Here is a 25,638-nt window from a genome sequence, read left to right on the forward strand (position 1 = left end):
CGCGTGGGACGGGCGGACTACCGGATCGCGCCGCTGGCGCGCAGCATGTCCTCGCGCTCGACGATCTTGATGCGCTCGCGGCCCTCCGGCTCGCCCAGCGCCTTCTCGGCGGCGTCGAGGGCGTACCAGCCCTCCCACGTCGTGTACGTGACGCCCTTGCCCTCCAGGAAGGAGACGACCGCGTCGGCCTCGGGGGCCTCGGGGGTCAGCAGGCGGCCGTTGGCGAAGTCGTCCAGGAGGTTGGCGACGGTCTCGTTCGCGTCGCCCTTGGTGTGGCCGATGAGGCCGACCGGGCCGCGGCGGATCCAGCCCGTGCAGTACGTGGAGGCCATGTGCTCGCCGGACTCCTCGATGACGCGGCCGCCCTGGTCGGGGATGGTGCCGGTGGTGGTGTCCCACGGGATCTTCGGGAGCTCGTCGGAGAGGTAGCCGACCGCGCGGTAGACGGCGGAGACGTCCCAGTCGGTGGTGGTCCCGGTGCCCGTGACGTTGCCGGTGCCGTCGAGCTCGGTGCGCTCGGTGCGCAGGCCCACGACCTTGCCGTCCTCGCCGAGGATCTCGACGGGCGACTCGAAGAAGTGCAGGAAGAGCTTGTGCGGGCGGTCACCGACGTCGCGGATCGCCCAGTTCTCCAGGGTCTTGGCGACCATGTCGGTCTGCTTGTTCTTGCGGCGCTCGGCGATCGAGCCCTCGTCGTAGTCGATGTCCTCGGGGTTGACGATGACCTCGATGTTCGGCGAGTGGTCGAGCTCGCGCAGTTCCATCGGGCTGAACTTGGCCTGCGCGGGACCGCGACGGCCGAAGACGTGGACCTCAAGGGCCTTGTTGGCCTTCAGGCCCTCGTAGACGTTGGCCGGGATCTCGGTCGGCAGCAGCTCGTCCGCCGTCTTCGCGAGGATCCGGGCGATGTCGAGCGCCACGTTGCCGACGCCCAGGACGGCGACCTTCTCGGCCTCCAGGGGCCAGGTGCGCGGGACGTCCGGGTGGCCGTCGTACCAGGAGGCGAAGTCGGCGGCACCGTACGAACCGTCGAGCTCGACTCCGGGGATGCGGAGCTCGCGGTCGAACATGGCGCCGGTGGAGAAGACCACCGCGTCGTAGAAGGAGCGCAGGTCGTCGAGGTGGACGTCGGTGCCGTAGTTCACGTTGCCGAAGAGGCGGACCTGCGGCTTGTCGAGGACCTGGTGGAGGGCGGTGATGATGCCCTTGATGCGGGGGTGGTCGGGGGCGACGCCGTACCGGATGAGGCCGAAGGGGGCCGGCATCCGCTCGAAGAGGTCGATCGACACGCCCGGCTCGGCGGCGGCCTCGGACTTCAGCAGCGCATCGGCGGCGTAGATTCCGGCGGGGCCGGCGCCGACGATCGCGACCCGGAGGGGGCGGGGCATGACTGGGTTCCCTTCGCAAGCGACGTGGCGGCGAAGCCGCCGACACTTAGGTCACCCTAAATAACTTCTCGCGCGGAGTGGTACCCGGGCCCGGTCTATGGACTCATAAGGCGAACTTATGGGGTCCATAAGGGGGGCGATGAGGGGGTCGGTGCCCCCCTCGTGCGTCAGGCGCCGTCGAGACCGAGCAGCGCCTCGACCAGGGCCGCGACCGGCAGGGCGAGGAAGGCGAGGCCGAGGAGGGCGGCGGCCCCGATCCCGACGAGCCCCGGGAGCCGCCGGCCCAGGGAACGGGGGACGAGCACGCGCCCGGAATCCCGGGGGTCGTAGAGCACGTCGAGGGTCCACGCCTCGCCGGAGCCCCGCACCACCCGTTCGAGACCGGAAGCGTCCCGGTAGGCGTACCGGCTCTCGCCCGGAACCCGTTCGGCGGTCACGCGCACGCCGTGCCGGCGCAGGTACGCCTCGCGGTACGGCCCGTACAGCGCCGCCGCGCAGCCCACCAGGACCAGCATCCCGAGGGTCGCGAAGACCGCCACCCCGGCGGTCGCGGCGGCGGGCATGACGAAGCCGGCCGCCACCGTCGCCGCGACGACCACGCAGGCCCCGTACAGCGACGAGCGCCTGAGGACGCGGTGGAGCCTCCGCTCCTGCAGGTCGCGGCCCAGGCGGACGCCCGCCATGTACTGCGTGCCGTCGACCCGCGCGGGCGTCTCGGGCAGCAGCGCGTTCACCGCGTCCGCGAAGGCCGCGACGGAAGCCTCGTCCGCGCCCTCGTACCGGTACACCGCCGGTACGGCCCCGGCCTCGGCCGTCAGCTCGACGGCGAGCGTCCGCCCCTCGGCGCGCAGGCGGGCGACGGCCTCCAGGTAGACCTGCATCTCCTCCATGACCTGGCGTACGAGCAGCGTCCGCCCGTCGACGCGCGCGCCGGTGCCGTCGGGGCCCCTGAGGGCGGGTATCGGTGAGGTGGGCGACATGCGCGTGATCGTAGGCGCGAAGTGGACGGCCGGTGAAGGCTTTTCGGGCCAGGTCTCGCCCACCCCCTAGGCCTCCGACAGCATGATCGCCATCAGGAGCCCGAAGAGTGCCGCGCAGAACAGGAGGAACAGCCCCACCGCGTGGGAGAGGCGCTCCATGGGTCCCGGCCGCAGCGAGACGACGTCCGCCGGGTCCTCGGGGTCGTACACGACCTCCAGGTACGGCCCGCCGCTCAGCTTGACGAGGGCGTGGTGCAGCCCGGTGCCGTCGGGGTACAGGTACGTCCCCGGCGCGTTCGACGGCCGGGCGAACTCCCTGACGCCGTGCTTGCGGATCCGCCGGATCCCGGCCCAGTCCGTCAGGTCGTGGGCGAAGCCCACGAGGCACACGCAGACCATCGGGAGGAAGATGACGACGACGACGGCGTGGGCGGCGCCCCCGGCCACCCCGGCGGCCACGGTCCCGACGACGGTCGCCGCGACGGTGGCGAGCATGAGCCGCTTTGCCCGGCGCAGCGCGCGACGCGTCCGCGGCGTCGTGCGGGTGTCGGAGACGACGAGCGAAGCGCCGTCGACCTCCTCGCCGTCGGCTCCCGCCGGTTCGAGCAGGGAGTTCACCCCGTCGGCGAACGCGACGGCGCGTACCGCGTCGACCCCCTCGATCCGGTACACCACCGGCACGGCCCCCGCCGGAGCCCGCAGCTCGACGGCGACCGAAGCCCCCTCGGCGCGCACGCGGGCCACGGCCCGGCCCGGGATGTTGATCTCCACGTGGCGACCGCGCAGGAGCAGCCCGTCGGAGACGGCGGTGAGGTTGGTGCGGTCCTTGCCCGTGAGGACGGGTATGGACGAGAGGCTCGGCATGGGGGTGATGGTAGGGGGCGTCCGGCGGACTCAGTGCCGGATCGCGGCGGCGGTCAGCCAGCCGATCCCGCCGGTGGTCGCGAACGCGGTGGCGGCGGCGTCGCGCGCGCGGCGGAGCGTCACCGCGTCGTCCTGGCGGCGGAGTACGGCGTCGCCGCTGCCGCGCAGGACGAGGGCGGGGAGCTCCGACGTCACCCGGCGATACCGGCGACGAACACCGACCAGGCGGCGGCGGGGACGACGAGGACGGGGCCGGTGGGGTTCTTGCTGTCACGGACGGGGACGGTGCCGGGGAAGTCCGGGGAGACCTCGACGCAGTTGCCGCCCTCGCCGTTGCTGTAGCTGCTCTTGAACCAGTGGGCGTTGGTCAGGTCATACGCGCGCATCGTCTGAAGTCCTCCGCCGCCGCCTCGATCAGGTTCAGGGACTCCGCCGGCGACAAGGCGGTGACCCTGAGCAGATCGTAGGCGCGCTGCGCGCGCTTCACCACTGCCGGATCATCGAGGAGCGTTCCCGTAAACGACGTCTCTGTATAGGCCGTTGGCGGCTGGTCCTCAAACTCCATGAGTCGCAGTGAGCCGTCCATTGAGGCGTGTGCTCCGGCCGCGCGGGGGATCACGGTCAGCAGGAGCCAGCGGTCCCGGATCAGCTGCGCGATGTGGTCGAGCTGCTCTGCCATCGCCGCCGATCCACCCACCGGTGTGACCAGTGTGTTCTCGTGCAGGACGACCCAATACTCGGGCCTTGTGGGGTCCTTGAGGATCCGGGACCGGTGCAGGCGTGATGCGACCTTCTCCTCGACGTACTCCTCTGTGGCGAACGGGTTCGCCGCGACCGTCACCGCCCGGGCGTACTCCCTTGTCTGTAGCAGGCCCGGAATCACGAGCGGTGCGAACTCGCAGATCCGCGTCGCCATGACCTCCAGATCCGCCACCGCCTGGAAATAGGACGCGTACGGCGACTTGTTGATGAGATGGCGAACTGTCCGTTCGAAAATACCGCCGGTTTGTAGTGCGGTGTCGATCCGCTTCGCCACATCCAGCTGTGGCTTTCGAATTCCCTGCTCGAACAGTCCGATGTATCCACCGGAGACGAACACCAGATCGCCGAGCTCGCTCTGCGAGAGCCCCGCTGTCTCCCGGTGTTCCTTCAGCAGCTCGCCGAAGTACGCCCACGCCTCGTCCCGCCTGGCCTTGGCCATGACCTAACTCCCCACCACTACGCCCCAGTTGTATGGCCTGCGCGTCTGCCGATTCTACGGATCCGCCCCCACCCTGGAGAGGCGAAGCCGGAAATGGATTCAGAAAGGCATACGTTGGTGAAGGAAGACATCATGAAGACGACCCCGGGGACACTCGAAGACGCACAGGCGGCCGTGACGGAATTGCGCGAGGCACTGGCGAGGGCGGGAATCACACTGCCCTCGCTGGGGCTCGACGTCGTCACCCTCGCCGCGAACCCCCCGAGGCCGCTCGTGGAATTGGGATGCTGCACGGCGGAGACCGCACGGCTGATCGCCGCCGCGCTGCCGGCAGGGGAGGAGGGCGAGGTATGACGTTGCCCATCGGGTCGTACGTCGTGGAGATCCGTACCGGAAGGGTCGGGACGGTCATGGGGCATGAGGGCCCGTACATCCAGCTCCGTGGGATCGGCGGCGGGCGGGAGTGGGACGTGGAGCCCGACGGCGTGCGCGAGGCGACCTCGGCGGAGCGGCTGAGCGCCGCCACCGCGCACGTGAATGCCCGGAGCCGGGGCGAGGTCCCCTAGAAGTCCCCGCGCCCCCGGCGGATTCGCTGGACCTCCTTCGTGAGTGCCCACGCGTCCGCCACCGGGCCCAGGTGGGCCAGCTTGTCGGGGTTGAGGACGGCCCGGATCGTCTGGATCCGGCCGTCGGCGAAGTCCAGGGCGATGGTCTGGAGGACCTTGCCGTCCCGGTCGCGGTAGATCGCGCCGGGCTGGCCGTTGACCTCGTGCGGCTCGCACGTGACGTCGATGGCCAGGAGCGACGGGAAGACCGTGCCGAGGAGCCGGGCCACGTTGTCCGCGCCCAGGATCGTGCGGGCGAAGTTGGGGGCCTTGCCGCCGCCGTCGCCGACGAGCTGGACGTCGGCGGAGAGGAGGCCGCGGAGTCCGTCGACGTCGCCGTTCTGGAGGGCGTCGAAGAAGCGTGCCGCCAGCTTCCGGCGTTCCTCGCGGTCCGCCGCGAAACGGGGGCGTCCCTCGTGCATGTGGCGCCGGGCCCGTACGAGCAGCTGGCGGCAGGCGGCCTCCGAGCGGTCGACCGCCTCGGCGATCTCCGCGAAGTCGAAGGCGAAGACCTCGCGGAGGAGGAAGACGGCCCGTTCGAGAGGGGTGAGGCGTTCGAGGAGGAGCAGGGACGCCATGGAGACCGAGTCGGCCAGTTCCGCCGCGCGGGCCGGGTCCTCGTACGGGTCGGAGAGGAGGGGTTCCGGGAACCACGGGCCCACGTACTCCTCCCGCCGCACGCGTGCCGAGCGCAGCACGTCGATCGCGAGTCGGGTGACGGTGGTGGAGAGGAACGCCTTGGTGTTGTCCGGCCTGGTCGGGGAGGCGTCGAAGCGCAGCCACGTCTCCTGGACGGCGTCCTCCGCCTCGCCGACGCTGCCCAGAATGCGGTAGGCGATCGAGAAGAGCAGCGGACGCAGCTCCTCGAACTCCTCGACCTTGCTCATGTCACGGACCCCTTCGTGTCAGTCGCGATCTTGTCAGTGGAACTGGCCGGGGACGTAGTCGCCCGCCGGCTGCCTCGTGATCACGTTCAGACGGTTCGCGAGGTTCATGAAGCCGATGTGCAGGACGAGCGCGGCGAGCTGCTCCTCGTCGTAGTGGAGGGCGGCCCGTGCCCAGACCTCGTCGCTGACGCCGCCGGCCGCGTCGGCGGTCCGGGTGCCCTCCTCCGCGAGTTCGAGGGCGGCCCGCTCGGCCTCGGTGTAGACGGTCGCCTCGCGCCAGACGGCCACCAGGTTCAGCCGCTGCGCGGTCTCGCCCGCGTGGGCCGCGTCCTTGGTGTGCATGTCGACGCAGGCCGCGCAGCCGTTGATCTGGCTCACGCGCAGGGCGACCAGTTCCTGGGTCGCGGCCGGGACCGTCGACTCCTTGACCGCCTTGCCCGCCGCCATGAGGTGCTTGAGGGACTTGCCGAAGGTCGGGTTGGTGAAGAGGTTCAGTCGGGCGTCCATGGCGTGTGCTCCTGATCTGTGTCCGTCGGAGTGGCTTCACTCCTGGGACGAGACAGGGCACGCGCCTGTGACACGGTCGCGTGTGACCTGGGTCTCCCCGGGTCTCCCCGCGCCGGACTGTCGTACCCGTACGCGAGAATGGCCGCATGAGTCTGTTCCGCGACGACGGCATCGTGCTGCGCACCCAGAAGCTGGGTGAAGCGGACCGCATCATCACGCTGCTCACGCGCGGTCACGGGCGCGTGCGCGCCGTCGCGCGCGGGGTGCGCAGGACCAAGTCGAAGTTCGGCGCGCGCCTCGAACCGTTCTCGCACGTGGACGTGCAGTTCTTCGCCCGGGGGAGTGAGCTGGTCGGACGCGGGCTGCCGCTCTGCACGCAGAGCGAGACGATCTCGGCGTACGGCGGGGGCATCGTCACCGACTACGCCCGGTACACGGCGGGCACCGCCATGCTGGAGACGGCGGAACGGTTCACCGACCACGAGGGCGAGCCCGCCGTCCAGCAGTACCTGCTGCTCGTCGGGGGTCTGCGGACCCTCTCCCGGGGCGAGCACGCCCCGCACCTCATCCTGGACGCCTTCCTCCTCCGCTCCCTCGCCGTGAACGGCTACGCGCCCAGCTTCGACGACTGTGCGAAATGCGGCCTTCCCGGACCCAACCGGTTCTTTTCGGTCGCGGCGGGCGGATCCGTCTGCGGCGACTGCCGGGTCCCCGGAAGCGTCGTACCCTCTGCGGAGGCCATCGGCCTGCTCAGCGCGCTGCTCACCGGCGACTGGGCGACGGCGGACGCGTGCGAGCCGCGTCACGTCAGGGAGGGCAGCGGGCTCGTGTCCGCCTATCTGCACTGGCACCTGGAGCGCGGCCTGCGCTCGCTGCGGTACGTAGAGAAAAGCTAGGAGAGCACCCATGGCCATCGGACGCATCCTCGGGCGCCAGCGCCGGGAGTACGCCACCCCCGAGCCGCACCCGTCCGGCGCCCGCCCGCCGAAGCTGGAGTCCGAGTTCGTCCCCGAGCACGTCGCGATCGTCATGGACGGCAACGGCCGGTGGGCCAAGGAGCGCGGTCTGCCGCGCACCGAGGGGCACAAGGTCGGCGCCGAGCAGGTGCTCGACGTCCTCCAGGGCGCGCTGGAGATGGGCGTCGGCGCGATCTCGCTCTACGCCTTCTCCACCGAGAACTGGAAGCGCTCGCCCGAGGAGGTGCGCTTCCTCATGAACTTCAACCGCGACTTCATCCGCAAGACCCGCGACCAGCTCGACGCGCTCGGCATCCGGGTCCGCTGGGTCGGCCGCATGCCGAAGCTGTGGAAGTCGGTGGCCAAGGAGCTCCAGGTCGCGCAGGAGCAGACCAAGGACAACACCAAGCTGACGCTCTACTTCTGCATGAACTACGGCGGTCGCGCCGAGCTCACGGACGCGGCGCAGGCGCTGGCGGAGGACGTGAGGGCCGGAAAGCTCGACCCGGCGAAGATCACCGAGAAGACGATCCAGAAGTACCTGTACTACCCGGACATGCCGGACGTCGACCTCTTCCTGCGGCCCAGCGGCGAGCAGCGCACCTCCAACTACCTGATCTGGCAGAGCGCGTACGCGGAGATGGTCTTCCAGGACGTGCTGTGGCCCGACTTCGACCGCCGTGACCTGTGGCGGGCGTGCGTCGAGTACGCCTCCCGCGACCGCCGTTTCGGCGGCGTCGACCCGGCGGACCTCGCCGTCCTCGACAAGGCCTGAGGCCGCCGTCATGGGGGAGACGACGACGGACGCGATCCACCTGACCTATCCCGCCGCCTTCGCGGACATCCGCGAGGCGGTACGGATACGGATGCGGGCCCTGCTCTGGTGGCGGCTGACGCTGTGGATCGCCCGGGTCACCGTCGGCTTCGTGGTGCTCCTCGTGGGCCTGGTGTCGCTGGCGTCGGGAACGCCCGACGCGGACGTCTCGATCAAGATGGCGGCGGCCTGTGTCGTGCTCCTCGTCCTGCCCGGGGCCACGATGTGGGCGACGGCCCGCGCCTACTTCGTCGCGGTCCGGGGCCAGGGCGAGATCACCTGCGTCGTCGACGAGGACGGCGGGCGGTGGTCCTCCCGGGACACCGAGACGACGGTCCGCTGGGGGCTGATGCCCCGGTACGTCGAGACGCCCCGGCTCTTCGTCCTGCTCACCGCCAAGGGTTCCGGCAGTGGCTTCGCGTACCTGCCCAAGCACGGCCTCCCCGACCCGGCCGACGTCGACCGGCTCCGGGCGGTCCTCGACCGGAACATCGAGAAGGCCTGACCCACGGCGAGGGGCCCGCACCGAAACGATTCGGTGCGGGCCCCTCGCCGTACGTCCGACTACTTCGCCGCGCACTCCGCGCAGGTGCCGAAGATCTCGACCGTGTGCGCCACGTTCACGAAGCCGTGCTCCGTGGCGATCGTCTCGGCCCACTGCTCCACCATCGGACCCTCGACCTCCACGGCCTTGCCGCAGACGCGGCAGACCAGATGGTGGTGGTGGTCCTCGGTCGAGCAGCGGCGGTAGACCGTCTCGCCGTCGCTGGTGCGCAGCGCGTCGACCTCGCCCGCGTCCGCGAGGGACTGGAGCGTGCGGTAGACGGTGGTGAGGCCGACGGAGTCGCCGCGGTGCTTGAGCATGTCGTGCAGCTCCTGGGCGCTGCGGAACTCGTCCACCTCGTTCAGCGCCGCCGCCACGGCGGCCCGCTGCTTGGTCGAGCGGCCTCGTACGGGGGGTCCTGCCGTCACCACGGGGGCCTCCTTGGATGTCTGTGCTGCCCCCGCCATTCTGCCAGCCCCCCGTACGGGCCCTCCCGGGCCGTGCGCCGTGCCCTCCTACACCTTCACGTCGCAGTTCTCCGCGCCCGTCGTCCCCGGCGCCGCCGCCTCGGCGGCCCGGGCCCGGCGCCGGGCCAGCGGGGTCGCCAGCAGGGTCAGGGCGACGAAGACGCCGATCGCGTACAGGACGATCGTCGCGCCGGGCGGTACGTCCTGGTAGTACGAGGTGACCGTGCCCGCCAGGGTGACGGTGACGCCCGTCGCGACCGCGAGGACGAAGGTCGTCCGGAAGGACCTCGACAGCTGCTGGGCCGCCGCGACCGGCACCACCATGAGCGCGCTGACCAGCAGCAGGCCGACGACCCGCATGGCGACCGTGACGGTCACCGCGGCCGTGACCGCGATGAGGAGGTTCAGGGCGCGGACCGGGAGGCCGGTGACGCGGGCGAACTCCTCGTCCTGGCTGACGGCGAAGAGCTGCTTGCGCAGGCCGACCGTGACGAGGACGACGAAGGCCGCGAGGAGCGCGATGGCCGTGATGTCCTCGGTCGACACCGTCGACAGCGAGCCGAAGAGGTACGAGCTGAGGTTGGCGTTCGAGCCGGTCGGCGACAGGTTGATCAGCAGGACGCCGCCGGCCATGCCGCCGTAGAAGAGGAGCGCGAGCGCGAGGTCGCCGCGGGTCTTCCCGTACGCCCTGATCAGCTCCATCGCGACGGCGCCCGCGACGGCGACGAGGGTCGCCATCCAGACCGGGTTGGAGTTCATCAGGAAGCCGAGGCCGACACCGGTCATGGCGACGTGGCCGATGCCGTCGCCCATGAGCGCCTGGCGGCGCTGGACGAGGTAGATGCCGACGGCGGGCGCGGTGATGCCGACGAGCACGGCCGCGAGGAGCGCGCGCTGCATGAAGGCGAGCTGGAGGATTTCCATGGTCAGGTCAGCAGTCCCGTGCGGAGCGGCTCGCCGGCCGCGTGCGGATGTACGTGGTCGTGGCCGGGCAGCGCGTGCTGGCCGACGGCCTCCGGCGGCGGGCCGTCGTGGACGACGCAGCCGTCGCGGAGCACGACCGCGCGGTCGATGAGCGGTTCGAGCGGACCGAGCTCGTGCAGGACGAGGAGGACGGACGTGCCGCCCGCGACCTGCTCGCGCAGGGTCGCGGCCAGGATCTCCTGGCTCGCGAGGTCCACGCCGGCCATCGGCTCGTCCATGATCAGCAGCTCGGGCTCGGAGGCGAGCGCGCGGGCGATCAGCACGCGCTGGTGCTGGCCGCCGGAGAGCGCGGAGACGGAGTCCCTGGCCCGGTCGGCGAGGCCGACGAGGGCGATGGCCCGCTCGATGGCGGCCCGGTCCTCCTTCGTCGTCCAGCCGAACCTGCGGCGGGAGAGCCGGCCGGAGGAGACGACCTCCCGGACCGTCGCGGGGACGCCGCTGGCGGCGGTCGTCCGCTGCGGTACGTAACCGACGCGGGCCCAGTCGCGGAACCGCTTCTGCTCCGTGCCGAACAGCTCGATCCGGCCGCCGGTCAGCGGGACCTGGCCGATGACGGAGCGGACGGCGGTCGACTTGCCCGAGCCGTTGGCGCCGAGCAGCGCGACGACCTCACCGCGGTGGACGGTGAGGTCGACGCCCCGGAGGACGGGCCGGGAGCCGAGCGTCGCCGTGGCTCCGCGGACGGAAATGACGGGCTCGTCGCTCATGCGTGCCTCCTGCTGTGCTGCCTGTGTCGCCTGTGCTGCCCTGGTCACTTGGCGCCGAGGGCCTTCTTCAACGCGGCGAGGTTGGACTGCATGACCTCGATGTAGTCATCGCCCTTGGACTTGTCGGTGATTCCCTCCAGCGGGTCGAGCACGTCGGTCTTGAGACCGGTGTCGCCCGCGAGGGTCTTCGCGGTCTTGTCGCTCGCGAGGGTCTCGAAGAAGACGGTGGAGACCTTGTCCTTCTCCGCGATGTCCTGGAGCTCCTTGATGCGGGCGGGGCTCGGCTCCGACTCGGGGTCGATGCCGGTGATGCCCTCCTGCTCCAGGCCGTAGCGCTCGGCGAGGTAGCCGAAGGCGGAGTGGGTGGTGATGAACGTCTTCGTGGTGGTGTTCCTGAGCCCCGTCTCGAACTCGGTGTTCAGGGCGCCGAGCTTCTTCACCAGGGCGTCGGTGTTCTTCTTGTAGTCGGCGGCGTGGCCCGGGTCCGCCTTCTCCAGGGCGCTGCCCACGCCCTTGGCGACCTCGGCGTACTTCACGGGGTCGAGCCAGATGTGGGGGTCGGCGCCGGCCTCGGACCCGTGGTCGTGGCCCTCGTGGCCGGCCTCCTCGGCGGCGTGCTCCTCGCCCTCGTGGGCGTGGCCGACCTCGTTGCCGTGCTCTTCGAGCGTGGTGAGGGTGGCGGCGTCGACCGTGTTCTTGACGCCGGCCTGGGCGATGGCCTCGTCGACGGCGGGCTGGATGCCCTTGAGGTAGAGGATGACGTCGGCCTCGCCGAGCTCGCCGATCTGCTTCGGCTTGAGCTCCAGGTCGTGGGGTTCGACGCCGGGCTTGGTGAGCGTGTTGACGGCCACGTGGCCGCCGCCTATCTGCTCGGCCAGGTACTGCATGGGGTAGAACGACGCGACCACGTCCAGCTTTCCGCCGTCCCCCTTGTCCGCGGCGTTGGACGTTCCGCCGCAGGCGGAGAGGGTGACGAGACCGAGGGTGACGGCTCCGGCGACGGCGGTGGTGGGTATCAGACGGCGTACGTTCATGACACTCATTTTCAACAAAAGTGGAAACGATTGTCAATTGTCCTATGTGTGGCCCGGGCCACGGTCAGCGGCCGCGGCGAGGGCGGGGGTGGGCGCGGGGAACCGATTTGATGCGGGGGGTGGGCGCGCCGGTAACCTGTGGCATTCGCACTTCGTCGTCGTAATGAAGAGAGCACCGTGGCCGCCGACAAGATCGACACCATCGTCAGCCTCAGCAAGCGCCGTGGCTTCGTTTTCCCCTGCAGTGAGATCTACGGCGGTCAGCGTGCCGCCTGGGACTACGGACACCTGGGCGTCGAGCTCAAGGAGAACCTCAAGCGCCAGTGGTGGCGTTACATGGTCACCGCGCGCGAGGACGTCGTCGGTATCGACTCGTCGGTCATCCTGGCCACCGAGGTCTGGGAGGCCTCCGGCCACGTCGCGACCTTCACCGACCCGCTGACCGAGTGCACCTCCTGCCACAAGCGCTTCCGCGCGGACCACCTGGAGGAGGCGTACGAGGAGAAGCACGGCCGCGCCCCCGAGAGCCTCACGGACCTCAACTGCCCCAACTGCGGCAACAAGGGCACCTTCACGGAGCCCAAGCAGTTCTCCGGCCTGCTCTCCACGCACCTCGGCCCGACCCAGGACACCGGCTCCGTCGCGTACCTGCGCCCCGAGACCGCCCAGGGCATCTTCACCAACTTCTCCCAGGTGCAGACCACCGCGCGCAAGAAGCCCCCGTTCGGCATCGCGCAGATGGGCAAGTCCTTCCGGAACGAGATCACTCCGGGCAACTTCATCTTCCGCACCCGCGAGTTCGAGCAGATGGAGATGGAGTTCTTCGTCAAGCCGGGTGAGGACGAGGAGTGGCAGGAGTACTGGATGCAGCAGCGCTGGAACTGGTACACCGGCCTCGGTCTCCGCGAGGAGAACATGCGCTGGTTCGAGCACCCGCAGGAGAAGCTCTCCCACTACTCGAAGCGCACCGCCGACATCGAGTACCGCTTCTCCTTCGGCGGCAGCGAGTGGGGCGAGCTGGAAGGCGTCGCCAACCGCACCGACTACGACCTGAGCGCGCACTCCAAGGCCTCGGGCGCCAGCCTGACCTACCACGACCAGGAGTCCGGCGAGCGCTACACGCCGTACGTCATCGAGCCGGCCGCCGGTGTCGGCCGCGCGATGCTGGCCTTCCTCCTCGACGCGTACGTCGAGGACGAGGCGCCGAACGCCAAGGGCGTCATGGAGAAGCGCACGGTGCTGCGCCTCGACCACCGCCTCGCCCCGGTCAAGGTCGCGGTCCTGCCGCTCTCCCGCAACCCGCAGCTCTCCCCGAAGGCCAAGGGCCTCGCGGCGGACCTGCGCCAGAACTGGAACATCGAGTTCGACGACGCCGGCGCCATCGGCCGCCGCTACCGTCGCCAGGACGAGATCGGCACCCCGTTCTGCGTCACCGTCGACTTCGACACGCTCGATGACAACGCGGTGACCGTGCGCGAGCGCGACACCATGAAGCAGGAGCGCGTCTCGCTCGACCAGATCCAGAGCTACCTGGGCAGCCGCCTGCTCGGCTGCTGACCCGCTGGGTTCCCGTACGGGAAAGCCCCCGGTTCCGTTCTCGGAGCCGGGGGCTTCTCCGTACGCCTCAGGAGGCCGCCGCCGCTGCCGCCGCTTCCGCCTCGGCCTGGCGCCGGGCGCCCTCGGCCGCGCGGCGCTTGCCGAACCAGGCCGTCCAGACGCCCAGTGCGCCGAGGACCGAGTAGAGCAGGACCGGGCTGACGACGACCATGGTGTCGGTCGGCAGCGCGTACGCCAGGGCGATGCGGACCAGGGCCTCGGCCACGTACGCCACGCCCCACACCAGCGTCATCGTGCGCATGGTCGAGCGGAAGCCCTCGTACTCCCACATGCCGTTCCACCACGCCGTGCTCGCCGGGGTGCCGTCGGTCGCGAACTTGCGGCCGAAGTAGAACATCAGCGGGCGGGGCGCCAGGAGCGTCGCCAGGCAGAGCAGGCCGAAGAGGCCCGTCACGCCCGAGTCCTTGACCAGGAGCGCGCGGGCGGTGTGCGCGCCGACGAGCGAGACCACCGCCGTGATCACCAGGAAGACCAGGGTGACGAGCGCGAACTCGTCCACCTTGCGCCGCCAGGCCACCATGATCGCGGTGTCCAGGACGGGCCACGCGCTGCTCGCGAGCAGCGCGGCGAACTCGGACCAGCCGTGGTCCTCGGTGAGCGTGTTGTACGTGACGATCGGCGCGACCACGTTGAGGCCGATGGTCAGGATCCAGCCGAGTGCGGAGGCTGCGCCGGAGCGGGCGGGAGGGCCCGGTCGGTCGGGTGCGGACATGGTTCCCCCTGGGTGAAGACGGTCGGGTGCTGCCTGGGCAGGCTAGTCATGCACCGGACAGGGAAGGGGAGATTCCGGGCCAAATGATCTTCAAGTGGTTCTCGTGACGGCAGATCCCCCTGTCCGTCATCGCCTCCGCTGGGCCCCCGGGACGGGCGCCGGCGGGCCGTCGGCCGTCTCCAGGGCCCGCGCCGTCCGCTCCGCCGTGCCGCGGGCCCACGCGCCGCTCGTCAGGGCGCCCACGGCGAGGACCGCGAGCCCGCAGGCCGTCACGATCCAGTAGCCGGGGCGGGCGGCGGCCGTGAACACCTCCTCGCGCGAGCCCCCGGCCATCCCGGCACCCAGGACCGCGCCGACCACCGCCACGCCGAGGGTCTGGCCGACCTGGCGGCTCGTGGACGCCACCGCCGCGGCCACCCCCGCCTGGGCGCGGGGCATGCCCGAGACGGCCGTGTTGGTGATCGGCGCGTTCACGACGCCGAAGCCGATGCCGAAGAGCACGTACCCGGTGAAGAGCAGCGCGTCGCTCGTCTCCGCCTCGAACGCGGCGAAGAGCAGCGGGCCCGCCGCCATGGCCGTCCCCGCGACGAGCAGCGAGGGGCGCGGCCCACGAGCGCCCGTGAGCCGCCCGGAGAGCGGGGCGCAGACGAAGGTCATGCCCGCCATCGGCAGCATGTACAGGCCCGCGTCCAGGGGGGAGAGGCCCCGCACGTCCTGGAGGTACAGCGTGTTCAGGAAGAGGAAGCCGCCGAGCGCGGCGAAGGCGCAGACCGCGATGACGGTGGCCCCGCTGAACGGCGCGCTGCGGAAGAACCGCAGGTCGATCAGGGGCTCGCGGCGGCGCGGCTCGTACAGGAGCAGCCCGGCGAGCGCGGCGGCCGCGACCAGGGCGAAGAGCGGGGCGGTTTCGATGATCGCGTACGTGAGCGAGCCGAGGAGCACCGCGACGAGGACCTGTCCGACGGGGTCGGGACGGCGGGGCCGGGGAGCCCTGGACTCGGGGACGTACCGCAGGGTGAGGAGGAGGGCGACGGTCGCGACCGGGAGGTTCACCCAGAAGATCGCCCGCCAGTCCACGGCCTCGACGAGCAGACCGCCCACGAGCGGCCCGGCGGCCATGGAGATGCCGACGACCCCGCCCCAGACGCCGATGGCCCGGGCGCGGGCGGCGGGCTCGGTGAAGGTGTTGGTGATGATCGACATCGCGACCGGGTTGAGCATCGCGCCGCCGACGGCCTGGAGCGCCCGGAAGGCGACGAGCGCCTCCAGGCTGGGCGCGAGGGAGCAGAGCAGCGAACCGAGCGCGAAGACGACGAGGCCGGTCACGAAGACCTTGCGGCGGCCGATCCGGTCGGCGGTGGAGCCGCCGAGCATGAGGAGGGTGGCGATGACGAGGCTGTAGGCGTCGATCGTCCACTGGAGCCCGGAGACGCCGGCGTCGAGCTCGCGGCCGATGGACGGGAGGGCGACGTTGAGCGCGGTGTTGTCGAGGCTGACGATGAGCAGGCTCATGCAGCAGATCGCCAGGACGAGCAGCTGTCTGCGGCGGGGGAGCTGGTCGGGGGCGGTCGGGGGCGGGAGCTTCGGGGGCGTGAGCTCGGGCATGTGCGGATCGTAGGGCTGGGGACTCGAGCGCGCAGTGCGGGACGGCTGACGGCTTGAGCGCGCGGTGCGGGACGGCTGACGGCTTGAGCGCGCGGTGCGGGACAATGGGCCAATGACCGCGTTCTCCCCTCTCGCCATCGGCCCGCACATCGTGCAGCCGCCGGTGGTGCTCGCGCCCATGGCCGGCATCACCAACGCCCCCTTCCGTACCCTCTGCCGCGAGTACTCCGGCGGCAAGGGGCTGTTCGTGAGCGAGATGATCACGACGCGCGCCCTGGTCGAGCGCAACGAGAAGACGATGCAGCTCATCCGCTTCGACGCGACCGAGCAGCCGCGCTCGATCCAGCTGTACGGCGTCGACCCGGTGACCGTCGGCAAGGCCGTCCGCATGATCGTGGACGAGGACCTCGCCGACCACATCGACCTGAACTTCGGCTGCCCGGTCCCGAAGGTGACCCGCAAGGGCGGCGGCTCGGCGCTGCCGTACAAGCGGCCGCTGCTGCGCGCGATCCTCCACGAGGCCGTGTCGAACGCGGGTGACCTGCCGGTCACCATGAAGATGCGCAAGGGCATCGACGACGACCACATCACCTACCTCGACGCGGGGCGGATCGCCGTCGAGGAGGGCGTCACCGCCATCGCGCTGCACGGGCGGACCGCCGCCCAGCACTACGGCGGCACGGCCGACTGGGACGCCATCGCGCGGCTCAAGGAGCACGTGCCGGAGATCCCGGTGCTCGGCAACGGCGACATCTGGTCGGCGGACGACGCGCTGCGGATGATGAAGGAGACCGGCTGCGACGGCGTCGTGGTCGGGCGCGGCTGCCTCGGGCGGCCGTGGCTCTTCGGGGACCTCGTGGCCGGGTTCGAGGGCACGGGGGAGTACGCGCAGCCGGGGCTGCGGGCGGTCGCGGACGCGATGGTGCGGCACGCGCGGCTGCTCGGCGAGTGGCTGGGCGACGAGGCACGCGGTGTCATCGACTTCCGCAAGCACGTGGCCTGGTACCTGAAGGGCTTCGCCGTCGGCTCCGAGATGCGCAAGAAGCTGGCGATTACTTCATCGCTGGACGAATTGCGCGCTCAGTTGAGCGAGCTTGATCTGGACCAGCCGTGGCCGGTGGGTGCGGACGGCCCCCGGGGCCGTACGTCCGGAAACAACCGGGTTGTCCTGCCGGACGGCTGGTTGAAGGACCCGTACGACTGCGCTGGCGTGAGCGAGGACGCCGAGCTGGACACGTCCGGAGGGTGAGATCGGGCCGCTCATTCGTGCGCCCCGAGGAGTGATCCTCGCCACCCCTGAGGGGGGTGGCGCTCACATGAGCAGGTTACGGACGGCTGCACCGCCTGAAGGGTGGCACGGGGTGCCACCCTTTTTGCGTTCAAGAGTTGAACACAAATGCTCCGATTGGCGCTCACTTGAGCGGCCAGCGCCAAGATTCGGCCATCCGGGCTTCGGGTCCTGAAAGCGGAAGCTACCTCTCAGTTACTTTCGAAGTGCTGGCGGACGGGTGGTTAAGACCATGTGTCCGCTAGGCGTACCTCCACAGAAGCCTTCGATCTGGGTATGTTCCTCGCCGTCAGGGCAGCCAACCGAGTCATCGAGGAGTCGGGACCCGTGTCGGAAAACAATGATCAGAAGTTCGTCTACGACTTCACCGAGGGCAACAGGGACCTGAAGGACCTGCTCGGTGGCAAGGGCGCCAACCTCGCCGAGATGACCAACCTCGGCCTCCCGGTGCCTCCGGGCTTCACGATCACCACCGAAGCGTGCAAGGTCTACCTCGAGAGCGGCTCCGAGCCCGCCGCGCTCCGCGACGAGGTCTCCGCTCACCTCGACGCTCTCGAGACGCGGATGGGCAAGAAGCTCGGCCAGGCCGACGACCCGCTGCTCGTCTCCGTCCGCTCGGGCGCCAAGTTCTCCATGCCCGGCATGATGGACACGGTCCTGAACATCGGCCTCTCCGACGAGTCCGTCAACGGCCTCGCCGCCCAGGCCGACAACGAGCGCTTCGCGTGGGACTCGTACCGCCGCCTGATCCAGATGTTCGGCAAGACCGTCCTCGGCGTCGACGGCGAGCTCTTCGAGGAGGCCCTCGACGAGGCCAAGGCCACGAAGAACGTCGCCAGCGACACCGACCTGGACGCCGCCGACCTGCGCAAGGTCGTCGAGCACTTCAAGAAGATCGTGAAGACCGAGACCGGCCGCGACTTCCCCCAGGACGCCCGCGAGCAGATGGACCTCGCCATCGAGGCCGTCTTCAACTCCTGGAACACCGACCGCGCGAAGCTGTACCGCCGTCAGGAGCGCATCCCGAGCGACCTCGGCACCGCCGTCAACGTCTGCTCGATGGTCTTCGGCAACCTCGGCCCCGACTCGGGCACCGGCGTCGCCTTCACCCGCGACCCCGCCTCCGGCCACGCCGGCGTCTACGGCGACTACCTGCAGAACGCGCAGGGCGAGGACGTCGTCGCCGGCATCCGCAACACCGTGCCGCTCGCCGACCTCGAGTCGATCGACAAGACGTCGTACGACCAGCTCATGCACATCATGAGCACGCTGGAGACCCACTACAAGGATCTCTGCGACATCGAGTTCACCATCGAGCGCGGCCAGCTCTGGATGCTCCAGACCCGCGTCGGCAAGCGCACCGCCGGTGCCGCCTTCCGCATCGCGACCCAGCTCGTGGACCAGGGCCTGATCGACGAGGCCGAGGCGCTCCAGCGCGTCACCGGCGCCCAGCTCGCCCAGCTGATGTTCCCGAAGTTCGACGAGACCGCGAAGGTCGAACAGATCGGCCGCGGCATCGCCGCCTCCCCGGGCGCGGCCGTCGGCAAGGCCGTCTTCGACTCGTACACGGCCGTCAAGTGGTCCCGCTCCGGCGAGAAGGTCATCCTGATCCGCCGCGAGACCAACCCGGACGACCTGGACGGCATGATCGCCGCCGAGGGCATCCTCACCTCGCGCGGCGGCAAGACCTCGCACGCCGCCGTCGTCGCCCGCGGCATGGGCAAGACCTGTGTCTGCGGCGCCGAGGAGCTCGAGGTCGACACCAAGCGCCGCCGCATGACCACCTCCGACGGCCAGGTCGTCGAGGAGGGTGACGTCGTCTCCATCGACGGCTCCACCGGCAAGGTCTACCTCGGAGAGGTACCCGTCGTGCCCTCCCCGGTCGTCGAGTACTTCGAGGGCCGCATGCACGCCGGCGCCGACGACGCCGACGAGCTCGTCGCCGCCGTGCACCGCCTCATGGCGTACGCCGACCGCGTCCGCCGCCTCCGGGTCCGCGCCAACGCGGACAACGCCGAGGACGCGCTCCGCGCCCGCCGCTTCGGCGCGCAGGGCATCGGCCTGTGCCGCACGGAGCACATGTTCCTCGGCGAGCGCCGCCAGTTCGTCGAGCGGCTGATCCTGGCCGACACGGACACGGAGCGCGAGGAGGCCCTGGAGGCCCTGCTCCCGCTGCAGAAGACGGACTTCGTCGAGCTCTTCGAGGCCATGGACGGGCTGCCCGTCACGGTCCGCCTGCTCGACCCGCCGCTGCACGAGTTCCTGCCCGACATCACCGAGCTGTCGGTGCGCGTCGCCCTCGCCGAGTCCCGCAAGGAGCCGCACGAGAACGACCTGCGCCTGCTCCAGGCCGTGCACCGGCTGCACGAGCAGAACCCGATGCTGGGTCTGCGCGGCGTCCGCCTCGGTCTGGTCATCCCCGGCCTGTTCACCATGCAGGTCCGCGCCATCGCCGAGGCCGCCGCCCAGCGCGTCGACGCCAAGGGCGACCCGCGCGTCGAGATCATGATCCCGCTCGTCGGCACCGTCCAGGAGCTGGAGATCGTCCGCGAGGAGGCCGAGCAGGTCATCGCCGAGGTCGTCGCCCGCACCGGCGTCGAGCTCAAGCTCGCGCTCGGCACCATGATCGAGCTGCCCCGCGCCGCCGTCACCGCCGGCCAGATCGCCGAGGCCGCGGAGTTCTTCTCCTTCGGCACCAACGACCTGACGCAGACGGTCTGGGGCTTCTCCCGCGACGACGTGGAGGCCTCGTTCTTCACCGCGTACCTGGAGAAGGGCATCTTCGGCGTCAGCCCCTTCGAGACCATCGACAAGGACGGCGTCGGCGCCCTCGTGCGCAGCGCCGCCCAGGCCGGCCGCGCCACCCGCCCCGACATCAAGCTCGGCGTCTGCGGCGAGCACGGCGGCGACCCGGAGTCGGTGCACTTCTTCCACGAGGTCGGTCTCGACTACGTCTCCTGCTCGCCCTTCCGGATCCCGGTGGCGCGCCTGGAGGCCGGTCGTGCCGCCGCCGAGGCCAAGGGCAGCGACAGCCGCTGATCCCTCACAGAGCCTGCTGAACCGGGGCCCGGGTGTGGCGGTCGGGCCCCCCGGCCCCCGGTTCGGCAGCGGTACCACCGGAGCCGCCGTCGGTCTCTCAGGACCCTCACCGACGGGCGGCGGCTCCGGGCACCAAAGAGAGACGGGACGGACACCTTTGTGCGGAGGTGTCCGTCCCGTCGTCTTTGGCCGCGCTCATTTTCCGTGCCCGTCGATCAGATGTGAGTTCCTGTTCAATTGAGACGGCTATAATTCTTCGCCATTGAACTTTTCTGTTTCTTCACGTTTTCTCAAGTGAAGAAACGGACAGGCGCGGCCTCCGGATCCCCACCCGGAGGCCGCGCCCTTTACCGATGCCGGGCAGGTGAGCCGCAACCTCGCCGACCGCCGCCGGACGCGCAAAGCCCCCCACGGTCTTCGTCACGCCACCTCGGTCCTGAAGGTTTCCTGCCCGACCCGCCTAGCTTTTCGTTCCGGCAGCGTTTGCCGCGATGCTTTTCAACTCTGGCTGAAACACCCTGGTAACGTGCTGTGATGCTGTGCATACTCGTTGCCGGGGGTGGTTGCGAGTGCACAGGTGGGGACGTCATCATGCTGCGGATTCATTTCACAGGAAACGACTTGGCGGGGGTGCGGACGGCCGCACGGCCTGATGTTCTGTGGGAAACCATTCTGAGTTTTCACCGCTTAAGAGACCGCCGCGGATCCGTCGTCTACAAGGAATGGCGCACGGACGCCAGGACGAGGCTCGGCGGTGAGACCCGGCTCCTCGCCGCGCTCGTCCCGAGCCGGGGATATTTCCCGGACTTCCTGACGCCCGCCGAAGGCGTCCACGGACTCGACGAAGGGCTCCAGGCGATCCGCGGGACCGAGCCGGGCCGGCTGCGCTCCGAGCTCTCGCTCCTCGCGGCCGACCGCTCCGGAGCCCGTACGGTCCCCCACTCGCTCCGCGCCCTCGCCGACGGCGGCGCGGAGCCCTTCGACCGGCTCGTGGGGGCCCTGCGGAGCTACCACCGGGCCGCGATCGAGCCGTACTGGCCGCATCTGCGGGCCCGGGTGGAGGCGGACCGGGCGCGGCGCGGCCGGGCCCTGCTCGACGGCGGGGCCGAGGAGCTCCTCGCCTCGCTGCCGCCGATGCTGCGCTGGCGCGCGCCGGTCCTGGAGGCGGACTACCCGGTCGACCGGGACGTCCACCTGGACGGCCGGGGGCTGCTGCTCCAGCCCTCGTACTTCTGCCGGGGCACCCCGGTCGTGCTGCGCGATCCCGCGCTGCCGCCGGTGCTCGTCTACCCGATCACCCACGGCGAGGCGCCGACCGTCCGTGCGCCGGGTGGCTCCTCGCTGGCCAAGCTGGTCGGCCAGACCCGCTCGACGGTCCTGCACGCCATAGGCGACGGCGGGACGACGAGCGAGCTGGCCCGCAGGGCCGGGGTCTCCCTGGCCTCCGCGAGCCAGCACGCGGGCGTCCTGCGCGAGGCCGGGCTCATCGCGACCCTGCGCCACGGCAACGCGGTCCTGCACACCCTGACGCCGCTGGGCGCCGCCCTCCTGGGCGGCGGCCGGCGGACGGTGGAGCTGGGCTCCCGCAGGTCCTACGCGCGGAACGGCCCGGTCACCTCGTAGGTGATGCCGCCCGACGAGCTGCCGCTCGTGCCGCGCTGGCTGGAGAAGTACAGGCGGCGGCCGTCGGGGGAGAAGGCCGGGCCGGTGATCTCGGAGCTCGACTGGCCGGTGATCCGCAGGAACGGCGCCACGACGTCGTCCGGGGTGATGACGCAGATCTCCATGTTGCCGCCGTCCTCGGCGACGAACAGGTCGCCGGAGGAGGTGCCGGTGACGTTGTCGACGCCGGTCAGCGGGGCGCCGCCGCCGGAGACCAGCGAGTCGTCGTAGGCCAGCTCGTACGTCCCGGCGGCCAGGTTCACCTGCCAGACGCGGTTGTCGCCCTTGGTGGTGAACCAGACGGTGTCGTTCGCGTAGTAGCAGCCCTCGCCGCCGCTGAACCGCTTGGCGCCGGAGACCTGGTTGCGGGTGGTGGTCGGCGCGCCGTCCGGGTCCGGCACGTTCTGCCAGGTGAAGGTGCCCGAGGTGGCGGTGGAGGCCTTGAAGACCTGGAGGGTGCCGGAGGAGAGGTTGCCCCAGGTCGTGGGGATGAAGCGGTAGAAGCAGCCGTCGGTCTCGTCCTCGGTCAGGTAGATGACCTTGCGGACCGGGTCGGCGGCGGCGGCCTCGTGCTTGAACCTGCCCATCGCGTCCCGGCGGTAGGCGGTGCCGCCCCAGGGGTTCGACTCGTAGACGTATCCGAGGGACACCTCCTCGCAGGACAGCCAGGTGTTCCACGGGGTGGCGCCGCCGGCGCAGTTCTGGCGGGTGCCGGAGAGGATGCGGTACGCGCCGGTGACCGTGCCGGAGGAGTTGAACCTGACCGCGCTCGCGCCGCCGCTCGGGTTGATCTCCGAGTTGGAGACGTAGATCCAGCCCGTGCCGTCGACGAAGCAGGCGCCGCCGTCGGGGGCGTTGTGCCAGGTGTACGAGGTGCCGGTCACGGTCTGGCCGGACCGGGCGATCACCCGGCTGGTGAATCCGGCCGGCAGCATGATGCCGTTCGCGTCCGCCGCGCCGAGCGCCCCGTAGGGGCCCGCGCCGGGCTGGGCGGGAGCGGCGAAGGCCGCCCCGTGCCAGAGGCTGCCGCCGAAGGCGGCGGCGGAGGTGCCGATGACCGCTCCACGCAGGAAACTGCGTCGCTCCACGTCTCACTCCTGATGAGGGTGATGAACCGCCCCGCCTCGCCGGTCGGCGGCGGGGTCGCGCGCTTCCGGAACCTAGGAGTACGGAGTTGACTGTGCATCAACAAGCGGTGAAGCGGAAGAGGACACCACCGGGACCTTCGTCTCTGGAGGGCGCTCGACCCGTGCGCGACACTGGGGCGCATGGCTGCCACCAGGGACATCCGCGACCGCGCCGACCTCGACGCCCTGCTCCGCCGCTTCTACGGCGCCGCCTTCGCCGACCCCCTCGTCGGCCCCTTCTTCACCGAGGTCGCCGGGACGGACCTGGAGGCCCATCTGCCGGGCATCACCGACTTCTGGGAGCGCGCCCTCCTGCGTACCGCCGAGTACCGCAAGGACGCCTTCGCCCCGCACGCCGCGCTCCACGCGGCCCGCCCCCTCACCGCCGCCCACTTCGGCCGCTGGGTGCAGCTCTGGCACGCCACCGTCGACGGCCTCCACGCGGGCCCGCTCGCCGACCGGGCCAAGGCGCAGGGCGAGCGGATCGCGCTCTCGCTGCTGCGCAGGCTCGCGGGGCGCGACGCCCCGACCGGCGGCGGCGAGGGCGGATTCATCCCTTTGGCGGCACTCCGGCTCCGCTCGGCCGCCTGAGGTGGCCCGAGCGAAAAAATCTTCGAAGAATTCTCCGGGACGGCGATGAGTTCCGGGAGGCGGGCCCGTCTTACCTCCCGACAGCACCGAACGAACCAGGAGCACCCGCCATGGCCCCGCAGATGATCTTCGTGAACCTGCCCGTGAAGGACCTCGACGCGAGCAAGGCCTTCTACGAGAAGCTCGGCTACTCCATCAACCCGCAGTTCAGCGACGAGACCGCCGCCTGCGTGGTCATCAGCGACACGATCTTCGCGATGCTGCTCACGGAGGAGAAGTTCGCGAGCTTCACCGCCCCGGGCAAGGCGATCTCCGACGCGACGAAGGCGACGGAGGTGCTGATCACCCTGAGCGCCGAGAGCCGCGCGAAGGCCGACGAGCTCGCCGACGCGGCGCTGGCCGCCGGCGGCAGCCCGGCGAAGGAGCCGATGGACATGGGCTTCATGTACGGCCGCTCCTTCGCCGACCTCGACGGCCACCACTGGGAGGTCTTCTGGATGGACCCGGCCGCCGCCGCGGGCGGCCAGGCCTGACCCCTCCGGCAGTGACGCGGGCGGACCGGGATCAGGCCGAGACCCCGCCGTCGACCACCAGGTCCGTGCCGACGGCGGAGCCCGCGTCGTCCGACGCGAGGTACAGGACCGCGGCCGCCACCTCGGCGGCAGAGGTGAGCCGGCCGAGCGGCGACTGCCCCTTCATCCGGACGTCCCGCTCGGCCTCGGTCTCGCCCGGCAGCAGCGACATGGCGGATTCCGAGGCCCCCGGGCTGACCGCGTTGATCCGCACCCCCTCGGCGATGTGGTCGAGGGCGGCGGCCCGGGTGAGCGCCGACACGGCCGCCTTCGAGACCTGGTAGCCGGAGAGCCCGGGGAGGCGGACGTGGGCGCCGAGGTTGGACGAGATGTTCACGATCGAGCCGCCGCCGTGCGCCCGCATGTGCGCGATCTCCGCCTGGAGCGAGTGCAGGACGCCCGTCAGGTTGGTGTCGAGCAGTTCCCGCCACGCGTCGAGCGGGAAGTCGGCGGTGCTCGTCCCGCCCCGGAAGACGCCCGCGTTGTTCACGGCCACGTCGAGCCCGCCGTGGAGCTCGACCGTGCGCCGTACGAGCTCCCGCACGGACCCGGCGTCCGCCACGTCGGCGGTGACAGCGGCCGCGGTGCCCCCGTCCGCCTCGATCAGCGCCACCGTCTCGGCGAGGGAGGCGGCGGTGCGGCCGGAGACGACGACCTTCGCGCCCTCGGCGGCGAGGGCGCGCGCGATGGCCCGGCCGAGGCCGGATCCGGCGCCGGTGACGAGGGCGGAGCGGTCGGTGAAGCGGGCGGTGGGGCGGGCGGACGTCATGGGTGACTCCTCTGTCGTCGGTTGATGCGGATGCTCTGAACTTGACCGTACGTTCCATAATTGGGTCCGAAGAAAGGGCGCCCCCCGTGGGCGCCCTTCGCTCGTCCCCCTCAGTCCAGCAGGGACAGCGCCTGCTCCGCCGCGTCCAGGACCCGACCCGGCTCCGTCGACGCCTTGCCGACGACCCGGATGCCCTGGAGCAGGACGAGCAGCATGCGGGCCAGGGCGCGCGGGTCCCGGTCCGCCGGGAGTTCGCCGCCGGCCCGGGCCCGGGTGAGGGCCCCGTACAGCAGCGTCTCCATCTGCTCCCAGCTGAGCTCGACCCGCCGGGCGACCGCCGGGTCGTGCGGGGCGAGCTCCGCCGCCGAGTTGGTGACGAAGCAGCCGTTGAGCCGCTGCCGCCCCTCGCTCGCCGCCTCGGCGGTGAAGCGGCGGACGAGCGCCCGCACGCCCGGCAGGGCCGGACCCGGCGCCGAGAGCGCCTCGACGATCTCCGGGTCGCGGGTCTCCAGGTAGCGGTCGAGCGCCTTCATGTACAGGTCGTGCTTGTTCCCGAAGGTCGCGTAGAGGCTGGCCCGGCCGACCCCGAGGTGCTCCACGAGGTCCGCCATCGACGTCGCCTCGTAGCCGCGCTCCCAGAAGAGTTCCAGGGCTGCCCGGAGCGCGGCCTCGGGATCGAATTCCTTGGTCCTGGCCATGAAAGGACCGTACGATCATC

28 protein-coding genes are annotated in these 25,638 nt (G+C 70.8%); 11 read left to right on the plus strand and 17 right to left on the minus strand.

Annotated features, from left to right (window positions below; all coding sequences use genetic code 11):
• Positions 1 to 17: 17 nt before the first annotated feature.
• The 6 genes from AB0G79_RS07685 to AB0G79_RS07710 form a co-directional block, all read right to left on the minus strand.
• Positions 18 to 1,388, minus strand: a complete 1,371-nt coding sequence (locus tag AB0G79_RS07685) for an FAD-dependent oxidoreductase (RefSeq protein WP_360801708.1) — start codon at positions 1,386 to 1,388, stop codon at positions 18 to 20.
• Between the two features lie 167 nt (positions 1,389 to 1,555).
• Positions 1,556 to 2,368 carry a hypothetical protein gene (locus AB0G79_RS07690; protein WP_360801711.1) on the minus strand — a complete coding sequence of 271 codons (813 nt, stop codon included), beginning with the start codon at positions 2,366 to 2,368 and terminating at the stop codon, positions 1,556 to 1,558.
• A 66-nt stretch (positions 2,369 to 2,434) separates the two neighbouring features.
• The gene (locus tag AB0G79_RS07695) at positions 2,435 to 3,232 is read right to left on the minus strand and encodes a hypothetical protein (RefSeq protein WP_360801714.1); all 798 of its coding nucleotides are present in this window, start codon (positions 3,230 to 3,232) and stop codon (positions 2,435 to 2,437) included.
• Between the two features lie 30 nt (positions 3,233 to 3,262).
• Positions 3,263 to 3,427: a hypothetical protein gene (locus tag AB0G79_RS07700; protein WP_360801717.1), complete on the minus strand. Its 165-nt coding sequence runs from the start codon at positions 3,425 to 3,427 to the stop codon at positions 3,263 to 3,265.
• The gene (locus AB0G79_RS07705; RefSeq protein ID WP_360801720.1) at positions 3,424 to 3,618 is read right to left on the minus strand and encodes a DUF397 domain-containing protein; all 195 of its coding nucleotides are present in this window, start codon (positions 3,616 to 3,618) and stop codon (positions 3,424 to 3,426) included. Before AB0G79_RS07705 ends, AB0G79_RS07700 begins: the two co-directional genes overlap by 4 nt.
• Positions 3,600 to 4,433: a helix-turn-helix transcriptional regulator gene (locus AB0G79_RS07710; RefSeq protein WP_360801723.1), complete on the minus strand. Its 834-nt coding sequence runs from the start codon at positions 4,431 to 4,433 to the stop codon at positions 3,600 to 3,602. Before AB0G79_RS07710 ends, AB0G79_RS07705 begins: the two co-directional genes overlap by 19 nt.
• Positions 4,434 to 4,565: 132 nt before the next feature.
• Between AB0G79_RS07710 and AB0G79_RS07715 the strand changes: the two genes are divergently transcribed.
• A complete protein-coding gene (locus AB0G79_RS07715) occupies positions 4,566 to 4,787 on the plus strand; it encodes a hypothetical protein (RefSeq protein WP_360801730.1) in 222 nt (73 codons plus the stop codon).
• Positions 4,784 to 4,999 (plus strand): hypothetical protein, encoded by a 216-nt coding sequence (locus AB0G79_RS07720; protein ID WP_360801733.1) that lies wholly within the window; start codon positions 4,784 to 4,786, stop codon positions 4,997 to 4,999. The genes AB0G79_RS07715 and AB0G79_RS07720 overlap by 4 nt, the downstream gene beginning before the upstream one ends.
• On the opposite strand, the gene AB0G79_RS07725 is transcribed toward AB0G79_RS07720, so the two are convergent.
• Positions 4,996 to 5,925, minus strand: a complete 930-nt coding sequence (locus AB0G79_RS07725; protein WP_360801736.1) for an RNA polymerase sigma-70 factor — start codon at positions 5,923 to 5,925, stop codon at positions 4,996 to 4,998. The genes AB0G79_RS07720 and AB0G79_RS07725 overlap by 4 nt on opposite strands.
• 33 nt (positions 5,926 to 5,958) lie before the next feature.
• Positions 5,959 to 6,432, minus strand: coding sequence for a carboxymuconolactone decarboxylase family protein (locus tag AB0G79_RS07730; protein WP_360801739.1), 474 nt, complete (start codon positions 6,430 to 6,432; stop codon positions 5,959 to 5,961).
• A gap of 146 nt (positions 6,433 to 6,578) precedes the next feature.
• Between AB0G79_RS07730 and recO the strand changes: the two genes are divergently transcribed.
• The 3 genes from recO to AB0G79_RS07745 are packed head-to-tail and all read left to right on the plus strand — an operon-like array spanning position 6,579 to position 8,707.
• Positions 6,579 to 7,328, plus strand: a complete 750-nt coding sequence (gene recO / locus AB0G79_RS07735) for a DNA repair protein RecO (protein WP_360801742.1) — start codon at positions 6,579 to 6,581, stop codon at positions 7,326 to 7,328.
• Positions 7,329 to 7,338: 10 nt separating this feature from the next.
• Positions 7,339 to 8,163 (plus strand): isoprenyl transferase, encoded by an 825-nt coding sequence (locus AB0G79_RS07740; RefSeq protein ID WP_360801745.1) that lies wholly within the window; start codon positions 7,339 to 7,341, stop codon positions 8,161 to 8,163.
• A gap of 10 nt (positions 8,164 to 8,173) precedes the next feature.
• On the plus strand, positions 8,174 to 8,707 hold the full coding sequence (locus AB0G79_RS07745) for a YcxB family protein (protein WP_360801748.1): 534 nt from the start codon (positions 8,174 to 8,176) through the stop codon (positions 8,705 to 8,707).
• A 59-nt stretch (positions 8,708 to 8,766) separates the two neighbouring features.
• Here the strand turns inward: AB0G79_RS07745 and AB0G79_RS07750 are convergent, their stop codons facing one another.
• The 4 genes from AB0G79_RS07750 to AB0G79_RS07765 form a co-directional block, all read right to left on the minus strand.
• Positions 8,767 to 9,177 (minus strand): Fur family transcriptional regulator, encoded by a 411-nt coding sequence (locus tag AB0G79_RS07750; RefSeq protein ID WP_360801751.1) that lies wholly within the window; start codon positions 9,175 to 9,177, stop codon positions 8,767 to 8,769.
• 84 nt (positions 9,178 to 9,261) lie between these two features.
• A complete protein-coding gene (locus AB0G79_RS07755; protein WP_360801753.1) occupies positions 9,262 to 10,137 on the minus strand; it encodes a metal ABC transporter permease in 876 nt (291 codons plus the stop codon).
• Between the two features lie 2 nt (positions 10,138 to 10,139).
• A complete protein-coding gene (locus tag AB0G79_RS07760) occupies positions 10,140 to 10,904 on the minus strand; it encodes a metal ABC transporter ATP-binding protein (protein WP_360801756.1) in 765 nt (254 codons plus the stop codon).
• A gap of 44 nt (positions 10,905 to 10,948) precedes the next feature.
• On the minus strand, positions 10,949 to 11,938 hold the full coding sequence (locus AB0G79_RS07765; protein ID WP_360801759.1) for a metal ABC transporter substrate-binding protein: 990 nt from the start codon (positions 11,936 to 11,938) through the stop codon (positions 10,949 to 10,951).
• 177 nt (positions 11,939 to 12,115) lie between these two features.
• On the opposite strand from AB0G79_RS07765, the gene AB0G79_RS07770 reads away from it, so the two are divergent.
• A complete protein-coding gene (locus AB0G79_RS07770) occupies positions 12,116 to 13,495 on the plus strand; it encodes a glycine--tRNA ligase (RefSeq protein WP_360801762.1) in 1,380 nt (459 codons plus the stop codon).
• 67 nt (positions 13,496 to 13,562) lie between these two features.
• Here the strand turns inward: AB0G79_RS07770 and AB0G79_RS07775 are convergent, their stop codons facing one another.
• Positions 13,563 to 14,267 (minus strand): VC0807 family protein, encoded by a 705-nt coding sequence (locus AB0G79_RS07775; protein ID WP_360801765.1) that lies wholly within the window; start codon positions 14,265 to 14,267, stop codon positions 13,563 to 13,565.
• A gap of 126 nt (positions 14,268 to 14,393) precedes the next feature.
• Positions 14,394 to 15,872: an MFS transporter gene (locus tag AB0G79_RS07780; protein WP_360801768.1), complete on the minus strand. Its 1,479-nt coding sequence runs from the start codon at positions 15,870 to 15,872 to the stop codon at positions 14,394 to 14,396.
• Positions 15,873 to 15,984: 112 nt separating this feature from the next.
• Here AB0G79_RS07780 and dusB point away from each other — a divergent pair, with 112 nt between their 5' ends.
• The 3 genes from dusB (at position 15,985) to AB0G79_RS07795 (ending at position 21,822) form a co-directional block, all read left to right on the plus strand.
• Positions 15,985 to 17,121, plus strand: coding sequence for a tRNA dihydrouridine synthase DusB (gene dusB / locus AB0G79_RS07785; protein WP_360801771.1), 1,137 nt, complete (start codon positions 15,985 to 15,987; stop codon positions 17,119 to 17,121).
• A gap of 366 nt (positions 17,122 to 17,487) precedes the next feature.
• Positions 17,488 to 20,199: a pyruvate, phosphate dikinase gene (gene ppdK, locus AB0G79_RS07790; protein WP_360801773.1), complete on the plus strand. Its 2,712-nt coding sequence runs from the start codon at positions 17,488 to 17,490 to the stop codon at positions 20,197 to 20,199.
• 591 nt (positions 20,200 to 20,790) lie between these two features.
• Positions 20,791 to 21,822: a helix-turn-helix domain-containing protein gene (locus tag AB0G79_RS07795; RefSeq protein ID WP_360801776.1), complete on the plus strand. Its 1,032-nt coding sequence runs from the start codon at positions 20,791 to 20,793 to the stop codon at positions 21,820 to 21,822.
• On the opposite strand, the gene AB0G79_RS07800 is transcribed toward AB0G79_RS07795, so the two are convergent.
• Entirely contained in the window at positions 21,792 to 22,949 is a 1,158-nt protein-coding gene (locus AB0G79_RS07800; protein WP_360801779.1) for an alkaline phosphatase PhoX, read from the minus strand. The genes AB0G79_RS07795 and AB0G79_RS07800 overlap by 31 nt on opposite strands.
• A 180-nt stretch (positions 22,950 to 23,129) precedes the next feature.
• Between AB0G79_RS07800 and AB0G79_RS07805 the strand changes: the two genes are divergently transcribed.
• Positions 23,130 to 23,579 carry a group III truncated hemoglobin gene (locus tag AB0G79_RS07805; protein ID WP_360801782.1) on the plus strand — a complete coding sequence of 150 codons (450 nt, stop codon included), beginning with the start codon at positions 23,130 to 23,132 and terminating at the stop codon, positions 23,577 to 23,579.
• 110 nt (positions 23,580 to 23,689) lie between these two features.
• Positions 23,690 to 24,112, plus strand: coding sequence for a VOC family protein (locus AB0G79_RS07810; RefSeq protein WP_360801785.1), 423 nt, complete (start codon positions 23,690 to 23,692; stop codon positions 24,110 to 24,112).
• 31 nt (positions 24,113 to 24,143) lie between these two features.
• On the opposite strand, the gene AB0G79_RS07815 is transcribed toward AB0G79_RS07810, so the two are convergent.
• A complete protein-coding gene (locus AB0G79_RS07815; protein ID WP_360801788.1) occupies positions 24,144 to 24,920 on the minus strand; it encodes an SDR family oxidoreductase in 777 nt (258 codons plus the stop codon).
• Positions 24,921 to 25,030: 110 nt separating this feature from the next.
• Positions 25,031 to 25,618: a TetR family transcriptional regulator gene (locus AB0G79_RS07820; RefSeq protein ID WP_360801791.1), complete on the minus strand. Its 588-nt coding sequence runs from the start codon at positions 25,616 to 25,618 to the stop codon at positions 25,031 to 25,033.
• Positions 25,619 to 25,638: the final 20 nt, after the last annotated feature.

It is taken from the genome of Streptomyces sp. NPDC020807, assembly GCF_040641575.1.
Classification (GTDB): domain Bacteria; phylum Actinomycetota; class Actinomycetes; order Streptomycetales; family Streptomycetaceae; genus Streptomyces.